Consider the following 19417-nt stretch of genomic DNA (forward strand, 5'->3'; position numbering starts at 1 on the left):
CGTAACGGATTCCGGCGCGGCCTTTCGCGCGGGTTCCCGCTGGACCGGACTGGGAACGGAACTGTGAACCACGGGCCGGAGAACGCTCCGCACGCGGACCGCGAAGGCGACACCCCGGGCCCTGCGGCCACGGACGCCCTGTTCGGCGGGGGCGGCTCGTCCGGCGGGGCCATCCCCCTCGGCGACGACGGTGACGAGGACGCGCTGCGCCGCATGATGCGCGGTGTCGTGCAGGGCCTGGAGCCGAGCGAGGGCAGCCTCGATCGGTTGCAGCGCGCGGTGCCCGCCCGGCGGGCCCGTCGGCGGCAGGCCCTGGTCGGCGCGGCGGCGGCGGCGCTGCTCATCGGCACCGCCATCCCGGCGTTCGTGCACGTCGCCAACTCCGACGGCTCCAGCACGGCCAGCCCCGCCATCGCCGGTCACGGCGAGCAGGCCCAGGGCGGCAGCGGCGACGACTCCGGCGCGGACTCCGGCAACGGCGGGGGCGGCGAGAGCGGTGGCACCCATCCGAACGGTGGCCAGGGGCTTCCGCAGAGCACCACGACCCCGTCCGACAGCAGAGGCAAGGGCCAGGACGGCGATCCGGCCGGCGCGTCCGCCGACCCTGCCAAGACGGCGGTGGACGTCATGCGTCCGTGCGACCCGGGACAGCTCGGCGTGGAGTCGGCCAGGACCGGTGCGGCGGGTGCCGACGGCACGGTGTACGGGGCCTTCCGCATCGCGAACGTGTCCGGCGAGAACTGCGCGGTGCGGAGCGGCGGCACCGTGGGCTTCGAGGCGATGGGTGCGGCCGACCCGGCCCGGATCGAGGTAGTCCGGCACACCGAGGGCGACCCGGCCTCCGGTCTGCCCGATCCGGCCACCGAGGAGGCCGTAGTCGTGCTGAAGCCGGACGCGGTCTACGAGGTGCAGTTCGCCTGGGTCCCCAAGGACACCTGTCCGTCCACCGGTGGTTCGCCCTCTCCGACGCCGACCGAGGGTGCGGCGGGCACCGGCAGCGGCGGCTCGGCCGGATCATCCGGGGCGGCGGGCGGCACCGGAGAGAGCGAGACGGGTACGGAGACGCAGTTCGGCGCCGACGGAAACGTCCCCGCCCAGGGCAGCATCTCCGTGCAGCACACCCCCGAGCCGGGGGCCCCCGTCGCCGCCGCGAAGATCGACAACGCCTGCGCAGGAACGATCTACCGGACGGGCGTCCTGGAACCGTCGTCGTAGGAGCGGGAGTGGCCCGTAACGCCGGGCCACACGCTCACGTCCCCGAGCGGGCCTCCGCCTCGAGGGCCGGGGAGGAGGCGGGCTCCGCCTCGGGGACCAGGCCGAGCCGCACGTCCCGGGCGGCCTCGGCCTCACGCCGCAGCAGCCGGAACCACATGAAGACCACGAACCCGGCGAAGACGAACCACTCACCCGTGTAGCCGAGGTTCTGGAAAGCCTTGAGGTCGAGCCCGCCGCCCTGCGGCGCGGTGGCCGGTACCGGGCGCAGCGCGGTCGCCTCGGACCTGGCGGCACCGCTCGCCGCGTCGCCCGAGGCGCCCACGGCCTTCTCGGAGCCGCCCGCACCGCTCGCCGGCAGCGTCACCCAGGCGTCGTACACCTCGTACGGCACCAGGTTGACGAGCGACGCCGCGCTGATCATGCCGACCTGGCCGTCCGGCAGCCCGCCCGTCGCACCGACCCCCTCGGTGCCCGCGTTCTCCGAAGCCTGGAGGTCGCCGGTCACCGTGACCCGGCCGGACGGCGCGGGCGGCACCCGGGTCTGTCCGGGCTTCCCGGGCAGCCAGCCGCGTACCACCGGCAGGGCCTTGCCGCTGTCCGTCCGCAGCATGTCCAGGACGTAGAAGCCCTTCCGGTCGTCCAGCTCACGGCCGGGCACCAGGAAACGGTCCGCGTAGCGTCCGGTCGCGGTGGCGGGCCGGCCGGAGGTCTCCGTGTCGACGGGCAGCAGCTCGTCGAGCGGTTCGGCGGCCCGGGTGCCCGGCGCGGGCTGCTTCTCGGCGGCCTCGTGCGTGTGCACGCGGTCCTCGAAGCGGCCGAGCTGCCAGGTGCCCATGAACACGCAGAACGGGATCGCCAGCACGACGAAGAGGTTGATCCCCCACCATCGCGGGGTCAGCAGGAACCGGTACACCCCTCCACGGTACGGTCCCGGCTCCGGCCGGCCGGAGCGGGGGCACCCGGAAAGCGGCCCTTTATCCGTTCCCTACGCGGAGACCACGGCCTCCACGGGGCACCAGCCGCAGCGCCCCCTACGCACCAGCCACAGCGTTCCTAAGCACCGGGTCCGCACCCACTACGCGCCGCCGACCGCCACCTCCTCGCCCGGACCGCCCAGGTCCCCGGGGCCCGCCGGTGACACCCCGGACAGGTGCCGGCGGGCGAAGTCGAGCTCCAGCCGGACCTGCTTGATCCGCTCCTCCACGACGAGCGAGCCGTGACCCGCGTCGTACCGGTAGACCTCGTGCACGGCGTCCCGCGCCTTCAGCCGGTCCACGTAGTTCTCCACCTGGCGGATCGGGCAGCGCGGGTCGTTGACCCCGGCGGAGATGTAGACCGGGGCGCGCACGGCGTCGACGTACGTCAGGGGCGACGACGCCTCGAAACGTTCGGGCACCTCCTCCGGCGTCCCGCCCAGCAGCGTGCGGTCCATCGCCTTCAGGGCCTCCATCTCGTCGTGATACGCCGTGACGTAGTCCGCGACGGGGACCGCGGCCAGACCGAGGGCCCAGTCGTCGGGCTGCGTACCGAGGCCGAGCAGTGTGAGATAGCCGCCCCAGGAGCCGCCGGCCAGGACGAGCTTCGCCGGGTCCGCGAGCCCGGACTTCACCGCCCACTCCCGTACCGCCGCGATGTCCTCCAGTTCGATCAGCCCGACCCGGTGCTTGAGCGCGTCCGTCCACGCCCGTCCGTAGCCGGTCGAGCCGCGGTAGTTGACCCGGACGACCGCGTAGCCGTGGTCCACCCAGGCTGCGGGGCCGGCCGCGAAGGCGTCGCTGTCGTGCCAGGTGGGGCCGCCGTGGATCTCGAAGACCGTCGGGAAAGGCCCCTCGGCGGGGGCCGCCGGACGCTGGACGAGCGCGTGGATCCGGCCACCGGGCCCGTCCACCCACACGTCCTCGACGGGCACCGAGGCCGGGGCCTTGGCGCCCGGCGGGTCGAGCACCACCGCGCCGGTCGTGGAGCGGACGACGGGCGGCTCGGCCGCCGACGACCACAGGTATTCGACCGTTCCGTCCGGGCGGGCCGTGGCGCCGGAGACCGTGCCGGTCGGCGTGTCCACCCGGACCAGCCTGCCGTCGGACGCGGCGGGCTCGTACCGCCAGAGCTCGCTGCGGGCCTCGAAGCCGTGCTCGATGAGGAGCGCGGAGCCGTCCGGATACCACTCGGCGCCCACATCGCCCGGCAGGTCGATGGCAAGGTCCGTCTCCGTGCCCGCCACCGGGTCCCAGATCATCGGCTCCCAGCGTCCGCGCCTCTGGTGCCCGACCAGCAGCCGGGTGTCCCCGGCGACCGGCGCGAAGCCGAGGACCGCGAGTCCCAGCTCCTTCGTACCCCCCTCGGTGTCGTCCAGCTCCGCGACCGTCGTCCCGTCCGGCCGGACCACGCGCAGCGCGGAGTGCATCGCGTCCCCGTGCTCGGTGTGCTCCAGCGCGATCAGTGTCCCGTCGTGGCTCAGGTCGCCGACCCCGGCCGACTCGCGGTGCCGGTAGATCTCGACGGGGGCCGTGCCGGGCCGTACGACGTGGACCGTCGTGCCGTCCTCGTCCGTCGAACGGCCGATCACCGCCGTGTTGTCCCGGCCGATCGCGAGCCCGGCCGGATGGGACGGCCCGAGACCGGGGGCGGCCGGTGCGGATCCGGTGTCCACTCCGCCGTGGAACGGGCGGCTCATCCACACCCCGAACTCGTCCCCGTCGGTGTCGTCGAACCACCACACGGCCTCGCCGTCCGGCGTCAGCACGCCGTCCGTCGTACCGTTCGGCCGGTCGGTCACCTGGCGCTGCTCGCCGGACGCCCGGTCCCACGCGTACAGCTCATAGGTTCCCGTCGCGTTGGAGACGAACAACGCGCGGTCCGGCGCGTCCTCGGCCCAGTCGGGCAGCGACACCCGGGGAGCGCGGAAGCGCTGCTCCCACAGCGGGACGGATGCGGTCGTCGGCGAACCAGTGGCCTCAGTCATGACCCCATTCTGCGCAGAACCCCCGACAATCCGTTCGCTTCGTCCGCAGCCTGTGGATAACCTCGCGCACATGTCCACCGCTCCGATACCGCCCGACTGGCGCGAGGCCAACCGCAGGATGTGGGATGAACGTGTGCCCATCCACGCAGGCAGTGACTTCTACGACCTGGGCTCCTTCCGCGCGGGGAAGGACGCCTTGCGGCCCTTCGAGCTGGCCGAGGTAGGTGATGTGACCGGCCGGTCGCTGCTGCACCTGCAGTGCCACATCGGACTCGACACGCTCTCCTGGGCGCGGCACGGCGCGGCGCAGGTCGTCGGCCTCGACTTCTCCGAACCGGCCGTCGAGACAGCCCGGGCCCTCGCCGAGGACCTGGGGTTCGGCCCCGAGCGCGCGGCTTTCGTCGCGGCCGACGTGTACGACGCGGCGCAGGCCGTACCGGACTCCTCGTACGACATCGTCTACACGGGCGTCGGCGCGCTGAACTGGCTGCCCGACATCGACCGCTGGGCCGAGATCGCGGCGTCGCTGGTGGCGCCCGGTGGCTTCCTCTACCTCGCGGAGTTCCATCCGCTCACGGACTGCCTGGACGACGAGACGGGTTCGCGGATCGTGCACGACTACTTCAGCCGCGAGGCGTGGGTGGACGAGACGCCGGGTACGTACGCGGACTTCGATGCCCCGACCGTCCACAACCGGAGCGTCGAGTGGCAGCACCCGGTGGGCAATGTGGTGTCGGCGCTGGCCGCCGCCGGTCTGCGGATCGAGTTCCTCCACGAGCACGACGTCTCGCTCTTCGCGCGCTTCCCGGACCTGAAACGCGGCGGCGACGACTTCTTCCGCTTTCCGTCGGACCGCCCGCGCATCCCGCTGATGTACTCCGTCAAGGCGACCCGCCCGGGGGCCTGACGGCGGAGCGGAGCCCCGGCCTGTCCGCCGGGGCTCCGCTTCCGTGCTACGCCGCCGAGCGGAACGCCGGCAGGTAGCCGCCGGACTGGCCCTCGGGCTTGGGATGATACGAGTTGTAGACGGGGATCGAGACGCTGTGCAGCCACGGGTCTCCGGAGCACAGCTCGTGTCCGGTGAACTCGTCGGCGACCCCGGAGAAGGTGAACCCGGCGTTCGCCGCCTGCTTGGCGATGACCCCATTCAGCACGTCGGACGCGTTGTTGATGGCCGTACGCGCCTTGTCGGACAGGCCGACGACGCAGCTTCCGCCGATCTTGTAGAAGCGCGGGTAACCCAGCACCACGACATGGGCCTGCGGGGCCCTGGAGTGGATGGAGGCGTACAGAGAACTCAGTCCTGACGGAAGGGTGTTGTTCATCTTCCCGACGGCCGCGTTCACGGCCGAGATGCAGGCGGACTCGCCGGACAGCACGCAGTCCTGCATGACATCGGCGAACCCGACGTCATTGCCGCCAGCGGTGACGCTCACCAGCGAGGTGGACGAGCTGAGCGCCCCGAGCTGACCGCTGGCCACGGTGCTCGTGGTGGCGCCCGAACAGGCGACGAAGGTGAACGAGGACGGCGCGTTCGCCGCCGCCCAGAGGTACGGGTACGCCTTGGTGCTGCGCCGGCAGTCACCGCTGTCGGAGAGATAGCTTCCCGCGCCGACACCGGACGAGTACGAATCGCCCAGGGCGACGTACCCGCCGACGGCGGCCGAGGAGGATGCCGAAGCCGGCTGGGCGATCCCCAGAGCGGCAGCGGCGGCGAGGAGCAGAGTGGATGCGGACGCCCAGAATCTCCGTACTGACATGGTTGTCAGCCCTCCGAAGTGTGGGGGGTGGGTGGGGGGTTGAGTGAGCGGTCCCTGTTGTAGCAGCTCGCGGTACCAGTCGGTAATAGCTCTGCGAGAACCCGCCTGAATTGCCCGAATGATCGGTCGGCGGTCGTAGCTCCGCGCGTAGATAAACGCACAACTCCCCCTGAAATAAAGGCTCTAGAGCGATCGCTCCGGCACTTCGCAGGGGGTGCTATCGGGGTGCGGGGTCGGCGGGAAGGGGGCGGGGTCCGGCGTCACCGACTCCCCACCGTTCATCAGATCGAGGGAAGCGGGCTCCACTCGGCGTGCACTGAGCTTTCTCTCGACTACTCTGCGTTACTGGAGCTCGGATGTCCTGTGCGGAGGAAGCACGCGAAGGGAGTACCGCTTGTCATGGATGTCATTCTCCGCGCCGTTGACCTGGAGCCGCGCTACGGCTCACAACCCGCCGTGCGCGCAGCGGACTTCACGTTGATGGCCGGTGAGGTCTGTGCGATCACCGGAACCAGCGGGTCCGGGAAGTCCTTGCTTCTCCGCTGCCTGGCCGGAGTCGTGGCGCCAGCGTGGTGACGTCTACTTCGGTGGAGTGAGGTTCCAAGCCCTCGGCGACGACGAGCTGAGCACGGTACGCCGCGAGCGGTTCGGGTTCGTCTTCCAGTACGGGGAACTGCTCCCTGAGCTGACCGTTGAGGGGAACGCCGCCCTTCCGCTGCGGCTGGCGGGACGGCGCAAAGCGGCTGCGCACGAGATGGCGGGGGGTTCTCGGCCGACTGGGCCTCGCGGAGCTGCGGCAGCGCAGGACCTCGCAGATTCGGGAGGCCAAAGCCAACGGGTCGCGGTGGCATGGGCGCTTGCCCACCGCCCCGCCGTGGTCTTCGCGGATGAGCCGACAGGCGCGCTCGACAGCGCCAACGCCGATGCGGTGCTGGAGGAGTTCCCAAGCTGGCGCGCTCTCAGGGCACCGCCGTGATCATGGTGACGCGCGATGCATCCGTGGCCGTCCGCGCCGACACCCGGTACACCATGGCCGATGGGGCCCTGACCAGGCAGGCAGTGGCGTGAAGACGCGTCCCGCGATCAGCCTGCTGATCGGGATCAGTCCCCTCCGTGGGGCCGGCCGGGCCGGCCTGTCGCGCTTCCTCCCTCGGCGCTCCCCGCGGCCTCCACCTCGGCGGTGGGAAGCTGCCCGCCGTGGGCTGCCTCTCTGCGGCGGCCGCCGGGGGCCGCCCTTCACCGCTCCGAAAACCACTCAGGGGCCTGATCCGATTTCTCGGATCAGGCCCCTGACCTGGTGTTTCAGCTGTCGGGGTGGCGGGATTTGAACCCACGACCTCTTCGTCCCGAATGAGGTTCGGGCAAGATCGAGACCGGCAGTGATGGGTATCTGTGCTGGTCAGCGGCTTGGTGTGAAGTGGCCCCGCGTGGCCTCGGTGGGCCTCCGTTGGAAGATCATCTCCCAGATTTCTCCCAATGGGGAGCGGCTACCTGCGGGATCGGCGCGGACCTGTGTGGTTGCCGCAGCAAGTTTGCGTGTCAGGTGAGCCTCTTGCGGGCGCGCCGGGTGTACGTCGTCGTCCCGTTCCACCGGGACTCGCGCCCCGCCGCCCTGTTCTCGCGCACGTGACGTCCGGCATGCGCCGGTGCCTCGGGGCGGCCCAGCACGCTTTCCGAATGTTCGTACGGGGGTTCGGCGACACCCGGGGGCGTCCTGAACTGCAGTGGAGCACGTGGATCGGGGTGGGGCGAACTGCGCCGGACGTCGGTGAATGCAGCCAGAACTGCGACCAGACGGTCGGCGCCTCGCTGACTGAGGAGCGCCCCAGATTCGTGGCCTCGGTTGCCCCAGATCGTGTATGCGCATTGTCCCCTCGGAGTGTCAGTGGTGCCCGGTAGGTTCTGCTGGTGCACGTCACCACGAACGGGGAGATGTATCGATCATGTACGACGCCGAATTAATGGCCGTGGCCACGGGTGCGGCCAGCACGCTCGTTGCGGCCATAGCCGCGTCGGGCGCCGAGAAGATGCGCCTGAAGGTGGCCTACTTCTTCCGCCGTGCCACCACGGAACAACAGAGATCGGCTGCTCAGGCAGTGGATAACACCGCTACGCAGCTCACTTCGCCCTCTCCAGAGACCCAGGCGCTCGCAGCGACCGCCTGGGCGCATCTCATCGCCCAGTACCTTGCCGAGCACCGAGATGCCCTGAGCGAGGTGGACGAACTCGCGGGGCCCACCCCGCCGGCCTCGAAGGTCTGGAACCAGCACAACACCGGCACTGGAACGTTCATCGGTGGTGACGTCCACGGTGGCCTGACCTTCAACTACGGCGGGGCGTCAGATGGCGGACGCTGAGCACCGGGATCAGCACAACCATGGGTCTGGCACGTTTGTAGGCGGCGACGTCCACGGTGGCCTTTGGCAGGTCTTTCTCCCGCCGTACGGGAAGAAGGCGTCCGACGATGCCACGCCGACGAAGCGACAGTCAGAGCAGGACGGCGACGGTGGGGATGACTATGAGGGCGTTCTGGAGTCTCTGATCGGGGCTGCATGGATTGCCGCTTCGGCTGGTCTGGCCGTCGTCTATGCGGTCATGGGCTGGCCTTGGACCGACCACGATCCGGATCCGGGCGTCGCTGCGCGGATTGGAGGAGGGCTCGTCGCCTTCTACATCTGCTTGGCCGCGGCGGCTGCCTTCTTCGCCCGTCTCGCTCAGGTCTTCGAGCTCTGGTCGGAACAATGTGCCATCACGGCTGCTCAAAGCCGAGGTCGGTTGGTTGCCAGGCCCCCTGCGTCCATGTCCAGGGCTACAGCTGGCTTGACGGCAGCGGCAGCTGTCGCAGCCGAACTGCTCGCGTCCTTGTACGGCTGGTCCTCTATCGGGGGCGAAGTATCGCAACGCGCGCATCTGGCCCGTCTCAACGCCACTGCAAATGCGGAGTCGGCTCGTGCTGCGGCGAAGACGCGCAGGGCATAGGCATGTGCGCCGCCGCCCGGCCATCCCCGGTGCGTGCCGGGTTCGGTTGCGCGACCAACTGGGGGGGGGGGGCCAGATGCGGATGATGCCTGCACGTCTGTACGGGCGCCTGCCCTGATACGGGCCGTATAGCAGATGTCTCGTGTATCCAATTATGAAAAGAAACTGACCACACATCACATCTGGCGCTAGCGTCACAGATGTCCCTGCGGGCCTAGCGGCCCCGTACCCTTGCATCCCAGGACGCTCGTGAAGATCAAGCGCATATGTATCGAGAACTTCTGCTGCCTGCGCACGCTGGACGTCTCCTTCGATGGCATCACCTCTCTCATTGGCCCCACGGGCGTTGGTAAGTCGACTGTGCTGCGCGCTCTTGACTGGTTCTTTAACGGAGACAAGGGCGGAGGGATTGCGGAAGAGGACGTTCACTCGGCGGCGGAGGGCAAGCGGATCCGTGTGGAAGTGGAGTTCGACGGGCTGACGGCTTTCGACCGCGCCGCGTTGGGCTACTACGCGCCCGACGACGTTGAGACGGTACGGATCTGGCGTACCTGGGAGGACGGGGACGATCGGATCACTGGGAAGGCCCTGGCCTACCAGCCGTTCGACGAGATCAGGCGGCATGAGGGGAAACGGGAGAAGCACAACGCGTACAAGGCTCTGCGGGAGAGCGACGCCGGACTTGACCTGCCCGCCACAAAGAGCTGGGACGATGCAGACGCCGCGATGCGCGTCTGGGAGTCGAAGAACCGCGATCGGCTCGCTGAAACGGACGTCGAGGGCACACAGTTCTTCGGGTTCGCCGGCCAGGGGCTGCTTGCCAAGCTGATCGACTTCGTGTTCATCTCCGCCGACCTCCGCGCATACGAGGAGGCGGACGACGGCAAGGCCACGGCGGTGGGTCGGATCCTTGAGCACGCGGTGGACCGATCCGAGGCCGACGCTCGGTTCACATCGATCGAGGACGCCGCGCAGACGGCTCGCGAGAAGGTGCACGAGGAGGTGTACGGGCCGATGCTGAAGAGGCTGTCGGGTTCGCTGTCCGACGAAGTTGCCAAATTCAGCACGGGGCGGCACATCGTCGTGAAGCCCGTTGCACAGACTCCGAAGCCGGCCAAGACGACTTTTGCGGTCAGCATCAGGGACGGCGCGGCTATGACCTCGGTGCGTCGCCAGGGGCACGGCTTCCAGCGAGCCCTGATCATCGCCGCGTTGAAGTACCTTGCGGAAACTCGTCGGCCTGAGGACGGGACCCGGTCGCTGTGTCTGGCGATCGAAGAGCCGGAGCTTTTTCAGCATCCCGCGCAGACAAGGGTCTTCGCCCAGGTTCTGCGCGGCCTCGTCTCTTCGGCAGCGGACCGAACTCAGGTGATGTACGCGACTCACAGCCCGGTGTTCATCGACCCGCGCAACTATAAGCAGATCCGTCGACTGGTCAGGGTGGGCAGTGGGCAACACCCCGATGTCAGCGTGCGACAGCTCTCCGAACAGGATCTGATTCAGTCCCTCATCGGCCGAGTATCAGACAGGTCCATCCGGCGTCATGCGACCACGCGTTACGTCAAGGACCTAGCGGAGGGGCTTTTCGTCGCGGCTGCTGTGCTCGTCGAAGGGGAGGCAGACGAGGCGGTCATCCTCGGGTTTGCCGAGCAGCAGGGCCTCAGTTTGGGCGCGAACGGCATTAGCGTGATCAACGTGGAAGGCAAGGACAATCTCATCCTCGCCCACGCCATCCTGATGGGGTTCGGCGTCAACTGCTACGTCGTCTTCGATGGCGACGCGGGGCCCAAGGCGTTGGTCGGAAAGGCAGAGGCAGTCCGCGCGGCGGGCGAGAAGAACATGAACATCCTTGGCTATCTCGGCGCTTCAGCGAACGCTCGGCCAGCTACCGCATGCGAGGCGACTCATACGGTGTTCGAGGATGACCTGGAGACGTATCTCGCTGAGCACTGGCCGGCGTGGACTGAGCGTCGAAAGGAGTTGGCGAAGCAGGGCGATGGCTACGTGCCCGACTGCAAGCACGCTCCGGCGTACGCCGAGGCCGCTCGTACTGCTAGCGGGGAGCCGAAGCTCCTGTACTCGCTTCTGGAGAACGTGATGGCGCTGGCCAGTTAAGAGGTCGTTGCATTTGGCGGGATCGATATCCTGTGCGAATGGAGAGCGCGGTTGAGACCGCTTGCCGCATCTGTGGGCTGGATGACGGGAATGCTCTACGAGCACGGGTTCCCTCGGCATGTCGTCTGCGAGTGCTGCTACAACGAGTCCGGCATCGGTGATGACACCGTGACGCAAGTTCGCGAGCTGCGCGCTGGGTGGGTCACGGTGCCCCGTGGCACAAGCCGCAGCGGAAACCGGCAGACTGCGATCTGCTAGGGCAATTGGCCAACATCTCGTAGCCATGGCGCTGACCAGGCCCGGCACCAAGCGTCACTTCACTCGGTGACGGTTGGTGCCGGGCCGGGGTGCTTGCTTCACGTCGGCCGGCGCTTCGGCGGGACCGGCCCTGGGATCACGTCAAGGCTCAAGTGCTCCTTGAACAGGTGGACCAGGTTGGCGCCGTCGAGCAGTTCAAGACGTCCGTGCTCGTTGGCGAACGCCTCGCTGGCCCGACCGAACCATGAGGTCGTTACCAGGATGCCCTTGGCAGCGCGTTTGTGTTCCACGACGCCGGCCAGGGCAGAGACGGTCTCGAACGGCACCACGTTCTTGGTGCGTTTCGCCTGGATGATGCACAGGCCCTTCATCACCGGGTCGGTGTTCATCGCGATGGCGTCGACGCCCTCGTCCTTGGAAGGTTGGGTGTTCACGCTGTCCAGACCGATGGCTTCGAACAGCTGCCGGATCAGGTGCTCGAACTCCGTGGGCGTCAGGTCCATGAGCACCGGGCGGCTGTCCAGCCCTGCCACGACGTCCAAGCTGTCCATGAGCCGGAACTTGCTGAGGTCGAACGTGACCAGAGGTCGCACGGGTTCCAATTCGTACGGGTTCGGCGAGATCAGTGAGCGCAGCCGCTTCAGGCAGGCCCGTGGGTCCACCTGTGTCAGGACCAGCTGCGCGAATTCCTCTCGGTCCGTCTGGAGGGTGATCAGACAGGGATGTACTTCGCGCCCGGTGGCCCGGTCGATGGTGGCCACATGCCCGTTGAGGGCGATCGATTTGACGGTGCCCTCAGTGTCAGCGGCGAACAGCTCGTGCACTGTGCGCAGCGCGGTCTGGGCAAGGACAGAAGCGTAGAGCTCCTTGCGCTCCTTGTCGGGACGGGGCACGGGATTGATCTCGTCGCGAGACTTCACGTAGCGATATGCGCGGGCCGCGGGAACGACGTCCTCCAGCGGGAGGTCGATTTCGACGAGCAGGTCACCGGTGTCTGCCTGATACGAAACCCGGTGTGCCTTGGGGAAGCCATGTGGGTACGTGGAGGCGGCGAGTGCCTGGTCGATGAACCACTCCACGGCCTCGACGTCCCGCTCGCGGTAAGCAGCCCGGCGTTCCTCGACGCGGGCGTTCCACTCCTCGACTCGGGTGGCCTTCTGCTGGTTCTGCTCCGCGTGCCTGGTGCGGAGCTTGTCCAGCTTCTCGACGCGCTTCGTCTCGTCCCGCGCATGGTCGCGCAGTGCCTTGTCGAACCGCACGCGAGCCGATTCGACTTCGGCGTCGTATCCCTTGCGCCCGAAGCCGAGCGCGCTGAGGAATCCGCGTGGCGGTTCCGGTTCGTACTCCTCCCAGCGGGGCTGCGGGGCAGCCTTGGTCCGACCCTTGGGAGGGCTGAAAACTGTCGGCGTGAACTCCTGCTTGAGCCGGTTGAAGGTCAAAGGGCTGCCGCCCAGCACAGCTGTTCGCAGAAGATTCGCCAACTGCTCGGTGTCGTTCTCGACCACGTAAGTGCGGTCAACAGCCTCCTGCGCGCGGGCCGTCTCGTGCGCGAGCTTCTCCTCGCGCGCCTTGCGTTTGGCCTCGGCCTCGGCGGCCCTACGCGCCTTTTCGGCCTCCCTGGCCTGCCGCGCGCGTTCCCTGGCATAGGGATCGTTCCCGCCCGCCCCATTTCTGCCTGCCACTGCGCCCCCAGGTCAGTGCATGATCCTTCTGTCGAACCTCCGCAGTATTGCCTACCCATCCGACAGCGTCAGGAGGCTCTAAAAGTCTGGTGACGCTGTCGCTGGAGAACCAGCCGGCCGACGGCCGGGCTCTGCCTGGCACCGGAACAGGGTGTTCCGGAGGATGGATCGCCGATCAGCCCGAGGTCAGGACCGCTCGTAGGCCCACGCCTGACCGGTCTGGCGGTACTCCTCGACCGGGATCGGGACGACCCCGTCCTTCATGCGGGCCGTGTAGACGAGGCCGTCGAGGTGGTCGATCTCGTGGTGGATGAGGCGGGCGAGGCCGCGCTCGTAGACGGTGGTGACGGTCTCGCCGGTGAGGGTCGTGGTCTCGACGGTGATCGTCAGCGGTCGCGGCACGAGACCGCGTACGTCGAAGAAGCTGAGGCAGCCTTCGTAGTGTTCGTCGGTCTCCTCGGAGCGGGCGGTGATCTTCGGGTTGAGGAGGATGACGGCGGGGGCGTTCGCAGGGGGTTGTACGACGGCTGCGGCTCGGCCGATGCCGATCTGCGGGGCGGCGATGCCCATGCCCTTGGCGAAGGGGTGGACCTGGCCGATGCGGTCCAGGGCGGCGAACAGTTCGTCGGTGATGCGCTCGGCTTCGTCGCGTTCGGCGGGCAGGCTGAAGGCGCGGGCCGTTTCGTCCAGGATGCCGGCGCCGCGCTGGACGACTCCGAGATCGCGCATGCGCTGGCTGGGCCGTACGTCGGTCACCTGAACTCCCCTTGATTCATGTCCTGTTCGGGCCTGGCCCGAAATCGCCACTCCAGACGGTACCGAGCGTGCAGGGCGGGTGTCGCCGTGATCCAGGTGAACTGCCTCAGTTCGCCCGCGTCGCTGCGGATGGGCGGGGTGCGCAGCGGGGACGCTTCGGCGGTCATGGAGGTCTCGGTTCCCCAGACGACCGGATCCAGGTGCGCGGGGAAGGCGAGTTGGACTTCGAGCTGTTCGGTGGGAAGGCGGACGGCGCGCTGGAACCAGTTGCCCCACTTGTCGTCTCCGACGGTGTACGCGTACTCGATCCACACGGATTCGCCGGGGTAGAGCGGGAAGCGCCCACGCTCGTTGTCGAACAGCAGCCAGACCTCTTTGAAGGCGTCGCGGTCGTGCTTGGCCTGCCAGCGCATCGTCTCGCCGCGACACGTCGCCGTGAGGTCGAGTTCGTTCCAGGTCAGCGGATGAGCCCGGTAGTGGATGTTGGAGCGCTCCGGATCGCCGGGGTAGCGGTCGACGGAGATACGGATCAGGTAGCGGGTGATCGGTTCGGTGCCGGTGTTGCGCAGCAGTCTGCGCATGGTGAGGCGGTAGGCGCTGCCGTCGTACTGGAGCAGGGCGGCGTCGTGCTCGACGACAAGAGCGGAACCGGTGGCGTACGGCTGCTCCGTCCTGGAGGAGGCTTGAGTCGGCACAGCCGGACGGTTGGTTGCGCGAACGCGGGCTTGCTCGTAGTCGCCCCACCGCCGCCAGATCGCCTTTCCGGCGTTAAGCGCCTCGTCGGCGAGGCGGGCGAACTCCTCGCTGGGCTTGTGGCGGCCTGATTCCACGTGACTGACGTAGGACGGGTCGAAGCCCATGGCCCGTGCGAGGGCGCGCTTGGACATGCCGCGTACTTCCCGCCACCTGGCTACTTCGGCTGCGAAGCCCTCGGCCGCCTGCTCGACGGTGATCTCCTCGCTGTGCGCGTCCATCGAAGCCCCGCCCCGCGTCACTTGTTGGTGAGCATGAATGAACCGTGAGTGATCCAAGTTCATCATCCCGTCACGGTGCCCGTCACCGCTTTCCTTCCCTCAGCGGCCCGGATCGACCCGTCCGGGCAGATGAGGGAGGCGACATCTCATGCGTGTGCTGTACCTGCTGAACATCTCAAACCCTGACCGACTGTCGGCGGATTCGGGGTGGATCTTCGCCGACTTGCTCGCGCCGGCCTTGGTGGACGCCGGCGCCGAGGTGACCGTCGCGGCCCCGGCCGCCGCCGGTGACTCCCGCTGCGGCTTCCGGCAGACGAAGACGCCCGGGACGAAGTACCGGGCCCGTTTCTCGAACGATGTCGACGAGCTCGTCACGTTGATCCGGTCGGAGCGGCCGGACGTGGTGGTGGCCAACCAGATCGAGGAGGCGCCCGCGATCCGTACCGCGCTGCTGGAGGCCGGAGTTGACGCACTACTCGCCGGGTACTGTCACTACCTCCCCTTCTCCTTCAACAGCGGTGGCCAGCTGCTGCTCGACCCGTCCCTGAACGACGCGGGGCTCGGCCGGCCGGTGCAGCTGGCGTTCGCCGCCGGTCTGGCCGCCTGCGACCGCGTGATGGTGCACTCCTCCACGGCCGCCTCCTGGGTGTCGGCTGCCGCCACCCGTATGACCGTAGATCTGGGCGACCGGCTCCGCGTGGTTCCGGCCCCACGGGACGAGCGGCTGGTGCGCGATCCCGCCGCTACCAGCTCCGACCTCAGGCCGGACAGCAAGATCGGTATCTACAACCACAGGCTCTACGCGCACTACGGCACCGACAAGTTCGTCCGTATGGCGCGCGACCTGACAGAGTCCGGCAAGGTGCGACTGAGGGTGATGGACCTCTTCGGAGACCGCCGGGCCGAGCGCAAAGGACTCGACGACAGCCCGGAGCGGATGCGAGACCAACTGGCCGCTCTCCCGCACGTCCAGGTCGTTTCCGATCGCGGCGACCGCACCCGCTACAAGCACCTGTTGGCCGGCGCCCGCTTCGGCATCGCCCCGTTCCGGCACGGCTGCCCCTGGTCGATGAGCGTGATCGACTGCCAGGGCATGGGCCTGCCGGTCATCGCACCCAGGCTGGGCTGGCTGGCCGAACACATCGATCCCGAGCTGTGCTTCACCGCGCCCGAAGAGGCAGTAGCCCTGGCCGAACGCCTCGTCACGGATGACGAGTTCCACGCCCTGCACGCCAAGCGTGCGTACGCCTCCACTCACGACTTCACGCCCGCGCTCATCGCCACCCGGTACCTGGAGGCGATCTCGTGACCGGCTTCGACGCGGTCTTGCTGTCCTACGACGAGCCGATGGCCGACTCCCTGCACTCCCGACTCCAGCGGACACTCGGCGGCACGGTCAAACGCCTGCACGGGGTGCACGGCATGCGCAGGGCCTACCGGCTGTGCGCTGAGGTCGTCGACCACGAGCAGTTCTTCCTCGCCGACGGTGACTTCGCCATCAACACCGACTTCGATCCGTCCGCGGTCGAACCGCTGGATGAGGGCGTCTCCATGCGTGTCTGGCAGGCGGTCAATCCCGTCAATGGCCTGATCTACGGCTACGGCGGACTGAAGCTGATCCGCCGCAGTGCACTGCGCGACATGGGCGCGGCCGTGGACGTCCTCGCAGCTCTGCCCGGCCGCATCGAGTTCGCCCGTCAGAACGCTGGGATCACACGGTTCAACCAAAGCCCTCTGCACGCCTGGAAGGCGGGCTTCCGTGAGTGCGCCATGCTCGCCCGTGGCAGCGAGTACGGGATGGCCGACGACGATGCCCGTCGGCGAATGAAGGCGTGGACGGGCAGCCGCACCGGCGAGTTCGCCGACTTTGCCGCCGTCGGGGCGAGCGAGGGGATCGAGTTCGCTCGGGAGGCGGCCCGCGACTCGCAACAGTTCGATCACCTCAACGACCCCGCGTGGCTGCGAGAGCGCTTCACCGCTGCGCACGGGGACCAGGTGATCTCGGGATGAGTGAGCCACTCGTACTCATCGAGCCGTACGCCCATCGCATGGGCGGGCACCACCAGCGCACCCTGATCGCTCTCGCCCGGGCCCGCCCCGGGAGCGTGGTGATCGCTCCGAACGGGATCGCGGCCGATGGGGAGACGGCCTTGCGGGAGACGGGAGCCCGCACGTTCGCGGGTCCGCACGGGGCCACGGCGGGTATGCTCCTGGCCTTGTCCAGGCTGGCGACTCGCGTTTCCGCTGTCGGCCAGTGGGCCTTCCGACCCCGCAGGTGGCCTCGCCGGCTTCGGCGACTACCGCACCAGATCACGCTCCTCGCCCGCTGTCTCGCCGAAGCGTCCGCCCTGCGCATCGCCCGACAGCAGGCGCCCGGTGCTGACGCGGTCGTGATCCTCACGGCGAGCGAGGCTCTGCACGGGCTGGCGACGCTCTTGGGCGGCCAGCCGCACCTGCGGTTCGTGCACGAGCAGGTCACCACCGAGGACCTGCTCGTGCGAGTGCTCGGCCGGCTCGCTCGCCGAGGTGAGCAACGGACGATCGCGGTGTGCCCGACACAGGCCGTGGGCCGTCAGCTCTCTACATCGTTCCCTGACCTGCCTGCGGTCATCAGTCCGTTCGCCGTGGATGACGGCCAGGGCCTCACCGACGTGGAGCGCGACGGCGGCCGAGTGGCCTTTGGCATCCCGGCAGCGGAGGCGGTGGTGTGCCTGGTCGGCGGCTGGTGGCCGTACAAGGACATCGACACGGTCGACAAGGCTCTGCCCCGGCTCAAGGAGCCCTTGCATCTGGTGGTTGTCGGCACCCCGCTCGACGAGACGGTTCTGGGGCGCTGGCGCAGCTTGCCGGGTCTGCGCGTTCACACGGTGCCCGGCCCTGTCAGTGAGGCCGTTCTGCGTCTTGTGTATGCGGCCGCCGACGTAGCCCTCGTCACCCGCCTTCCCGGCACGGGCAAGGAATCGGGCCTGGTCATGGATGCCGCACGCCTCGGGGTCCCCCTGCTCGTCTCGAACCACGACCCCGCGCTCACCACCCGCCTGGACGGACTGCCCTGGGCCCGGACCTACCCCGCCGGCGAACCTCCCGCCCTCACGGACGCGCTGCACACGATCATCCGCATGCCGCCCGCCCGGCCGGGCCCCGAGGCACCGGAGCAGGTCGGGATGCGCTCCGCCGCGGAGCAGGCCGACTTCCTCACCCACACCTTCGCCTCCTTGGAAAACGCGGAGCCCCGTCCGAGGAGCGTCGAATGCTGACCGCACCGCCCGCCCTGATCGCCGTCATCGGCCCCATCGAGCCGCCGCTCCTTACCGCCTGGGTGCGGCACTACCAACAACTGGGCGTCGAGCGGTTCCTGCTCGCCTTCCACTTCCCCGAGCACGTCTCTCCCGTACTGCGACGTGACCTCCAGGCCACCGCCCGTGGATGCGGCATCGTTCCCATCGGGACCAGCGTCGGTCCGTGGCACGAGCACACCAACACCCGGCTCAGAAACGCACTACGGCATCGCGCCGGGCCCGGCTGGCACCTGCTCGCCGACGCTGACGAATTCCAGCAGTACCCAGCGGATCTCACCGACGTCATGGCCCGAGCCGACGCCGCCGGACACCGCGCCGTCGGCGGCCTCATGCTCGACCGAGTCGCGGCCAGCGGACGCCTTACTGGCTGGCGCCCCGAAGGCGGCCTCGACCGCGCGTATCCCCTCGGCGGCCATCTCACCCACCGCCTCCTGCGTGGAGACCCCCGCAAGGTCGTTCTCGCCCGCCACGACGTCGCCGTGGCATCAGGCAACCACCGAGCTCCGGATCACCGGCCCGACCCCGAGCACCTCTGCGCTGTCCACCACTTCAAATGGCGCGCCGGTGTCCTGGATGATCTTCGCCGTCGGGTCCAGCACTTCTCGTCCGGCGTCTGGCAGGAACACACTCCGGCTGTCCGCGACGAGGCCGGCCACCTCCTGGCCCACGTCGGACGCCACGGCGGTGCCATCAACGTGAGTGACCCCCGGTTCGCTTTCCGGCAGGTGACCTTGAACAGGATGCCGTCGAGCTGGACCACGGAGGCCCACGGCATCTTCACCTCCTGGCGACCGCCACACGCGACCCCCCACCGCGGTTAGGAACAATGCCTGCTGACACACACTCGCCACAGAAGGGAAGCCTTGTGCCCCTCGCCGTTCTCCTGACCGGGCTGACCGGCTCCGGGAAGACCACCGTCGCTCAAGCTCTCGCGGCGCACGGCTTCACCCGGCTCTCCGTCGACGAGGAGGTCCACCGCCTGCATGGCCGCTACGGCGTGGATTACCCCGAGCACACCTACTTCGAGCGCGAACGCCCCGTCGTCGAGGCGATCCGGGCCCGCTTCACCAAGGAACTGCAGGCCGGTAACGACATCGTCCTCGATCACGGGCTCTGGCGCCGCGACGAGCGCGATGCCTGGCGAGACTCCGCCCGCCGAGCCGGAGGTCATCCGCGGGTCGTCTACCTTCCCGCCGACCGCGACGTGCTGCTCCAGCGCCTGGCCGAACGCAACCAGCGTGAGGACGCTAACGCCCTCACGGTCACCCCTGAAGCCCTCGACGACTTCTTCGCCCGATTCGATCCGCCCGCTGAAGACGAAGACGTCGTCGTCTACGACGGGGATCCCGAGCGACTGGCGACGACGCTGATGTCCGACCGGTCGAGTCGAGGCAACTGACTTCCGCCGGGATTCGAC

Annotated in this window: 15 protein-coding genes and 2 pseudogenes; 11 read left to right on the forward strand and 6 right to left on the reverse strand. The window is 68.7% G+C overall.

Annotated elements, in window-relative coordinates; translation table 11 throughout:
• Positions 1 to 63: 63 nt before the first annotated feature.
• On the forward strand, positions 64 to 1215 hold the full coding sequence (locus AB0L33_RS02100) for a hypothetical protein (RefSeq protein ID WP_365677171.1): 1152 nt from the start codon (positions 64 to 66) through the stop codon (positions 1213 to 1215).
• A 34-nt stretch (positions 1216 to 1249) separates the two neighbouring features.
• Here AB0L33_RS02100 and AB0L33_RS02105 read toward each other — a convergent pair whose 3' ends face one another.
• Together AB0L33_RS02105 and AB0L33_RS02110 are read right to left on the reverse strand one after the other, a co-directional pair.
• On the reverse strand, positions 1250 to 2128 hold the full coding sequence (locus tag AB0L33_RS02105) for an SURF1 family protein (protein WP_365677172.1): 879 nt from the start codon (positions 2126 to 2128) through the stop codon (positions 1250 to 1252).
• A 162-nt stretch (positions 2129 to 2290) separates the two neighbouring features.
• Positions 2291 to 4177 (reverse strand): prolyl oligopeptidase family serine peptidase, encoded by a 1887-nt coding sequence (locus AB0L33_RS02110; protein WP_365677173.1) that lies wholly within the window; start codon positions 4175 to 4177, stop codon positions 2291 to 2293.
• Positions 4178 to 4247: 70 nt separating this feature from the next.
• Here AB0L33_RS02110 and AB0L33_RS02115 point away from each other — a divergent pair, with 70 nt between their 5' ends.
• A complete protein-coding gene (locus tag AB0L33_RS02115) occupies positions 4248 to 5084 on the forward strand; it encodes a methyltransferase domain-containing protein (protein WP_365677174.1) in 837 nt (278 codons plus the stop codon).
• 46 nt (positions 5085 to 5130) lie between these two features.
• On the opposite strand, the gene AB0L33_RS02120 is transcribed toward AB0L33_RS02115, so the two are convergent.
• Positions 5131 to 5937 (reverse strand): SGNH/GDSL hydrolase family protein, encoded by an 807-nt coding sequence (locus AB0L33_RS02120; protein WP_365677175.1) that lies wholly within the window; start codon positions 5935 to 5937, stop codon positions 5131 to 5133.
• 480 nt (positions 5938 to 6417) lie between these two features.
• Between AB0L33_RS02120 and AB0L33_RS02125 the strand changes: the two are divergent.
• From AB0L33_RS02125 to AB0L33_RS02140, 4 genes and pseudogenes are all read left to right on the forward strand, one after another.
• A pseudogene (locus AB0L33_RS02125) lies at positions 6418 to 6913 on the forward strand (ATP-binding cassette domain-containing protein).
• A gap of 967 nt (positions 6914 to 7880) precedes the next feature.
• Positions 7881 to 8294, forward strand: a complete 414-nt coding sequence (locus tag AB0L33_RS02130; RefSeq protein WP_030183887.1) for a hypothetical protein — start codon at positions 7881 to 7883, stop codon at positions 8292 to 8294.
• 871 nt (positions 8295 to 9165) lie between these two features.
• On the forward strand, positions 9166 to 11031 hold the full coding sequence (locus AB0L33_RS02135) for an AAA family ATPase (protein ID WP_365677176.1): 1866 nt from the start codon (positions 9166 to 9168) through the stop codon (positions 11029 to 11031).
• A 38-nt stretch (positions 11032 to 11069) separates the two neighbouring features.
• Positions 11070 to 11312, forward strand: a pseudogene (locus AB0L33_RS02140) (hypothetical protein).
• Positions 11313 to 11387: 75 nt separating this feature from the next.
• Here AB0L33_RS02140 and AB0L33_RS02145 read toward each other — a convergent pair.
• The 3 genes from AB0L33_RS02145 to AB0L33_RS02155 all read right to left on the reverse strand — a co-directional run bounded on the left by AB0L33_RS02145 (position 11388) and on the right by AB0L33_RS02155 (position 14701).
• Positions 11388 to 12971 carry a restriction endonuclease gene (locus tag AB0L33_RS02145; protein WP_365677177.1) on the reverse strand — a complete coding sequence of 528 codons (1584 nt, stop codon included), beginning with the start codon at positions 12969 to 12971 and terminating at the stop codon, positions 11388 to 11390.
• Between the two features lie 186 nt (positions 12972 to 13157).
• Complete coding sequence (locus tag AB0L33_RS02150) at positions 13158 to 13727, reverse strand: peptide deformylase (protein ID WP_093836399.1); 570 nt, start codon at positions 13725 to 13727, stop codon at positions 13158 to 13160.
• Complete coding sequence (locus AB0L33_RS02155) at positions 13724 to 14701, reverse strand: helix-turn-helix transcriptional regulator (RefSeq protein WP_365677178.1); 978 nt, start codon at positions 14699 to 14701, stop codon at positions 13724 to 13726. The genes AB0L33_RS02150 and AB0L33_RS02155 overlap by 4 nt, the downstream gene beginning before the upstream one ends.
• A gap of 148 nt (positions 14702 to 14849) precedes the next feature.
• Between AB0L33_RS02155 and AB0L33_RS02160 the strand changes: the two genes are divergently transcribed.
• From AB0L33_RS02160 to AB0L33_RS02180, 5 genes are all read left to right on the forward strand, one after another.
• Positions 14850 to 16010: a glycosyltransferase family 1 protein gene (locus AB0L33_RS02160; RefSeq protein ID WP_365677179.1), complete on the forward strand. Its 1161-nt coding sequence runs from the start codon at positions 14850 to 14852 to the stop codon at positions 16008 to 16010.
• Complete coding sequence (locus AB0L33_RS02165; RefSeq protein WP_365677180.1) at positions 16007 to 16711, forward strand: hypothetical protein; 705 nt, start codon at positions 16007 to 16009, stop codon at positions 16709 to 16711. The genes AB0L33_RS02160 and AB0L33_RS02165 overlap by 4 nt, the downstream gene beginning before the upstream one ends.
• A gap of 380 nt (positions 16712 to 17091) precedes the next feature.
• A complete protein-coding gene (locus AB0L33_RS02170) occupies positions 17092 to 17958 on the forward strand; it encodes a hypothetical protein (RefSeq protein ID WP_365677181.1) in 867 nt (288 codons plus the stop codon).
• Positions 17952 to 18821, forward strand: a complete 870-nt coding sequence (locus AB0L33_RS02175) for a glycosyltransferase family 2 protein (RefSeq protein WP_365677182.1) — start codon at positions 17952 to 17954, stop codon at positions 18819 to 18821. The genes AB0L33_RS02170 and AB0L33_RS02175 overlap by 7 nt, the downstream gene beginning before the upstream one ends.
• Positions 18822 to 18865: 44 nt before the next feature.
• On the forward strand, positions 18866 to 19399 hold the full coding sequence (locus AB0L33_RS02180) for an ATP-binding protein (RefSeq protein ID WP_365677183.1): 534 nt from the start codon (positions 18866 to 18868) through the stop codon (positions 19397 to 19399).
• Positions 19400 to 19417 lie beyond the last annotated feature (18 nt).

Source organism: Streptomyces sp. NPDC052299 (genome assembly GCF_040679335.1).
Taxonomy (GTDB): Bacteria; Actinomycetota; Actinomycetes; order Streptomycetales; family Streptomycetaceae; genus Streptomyces.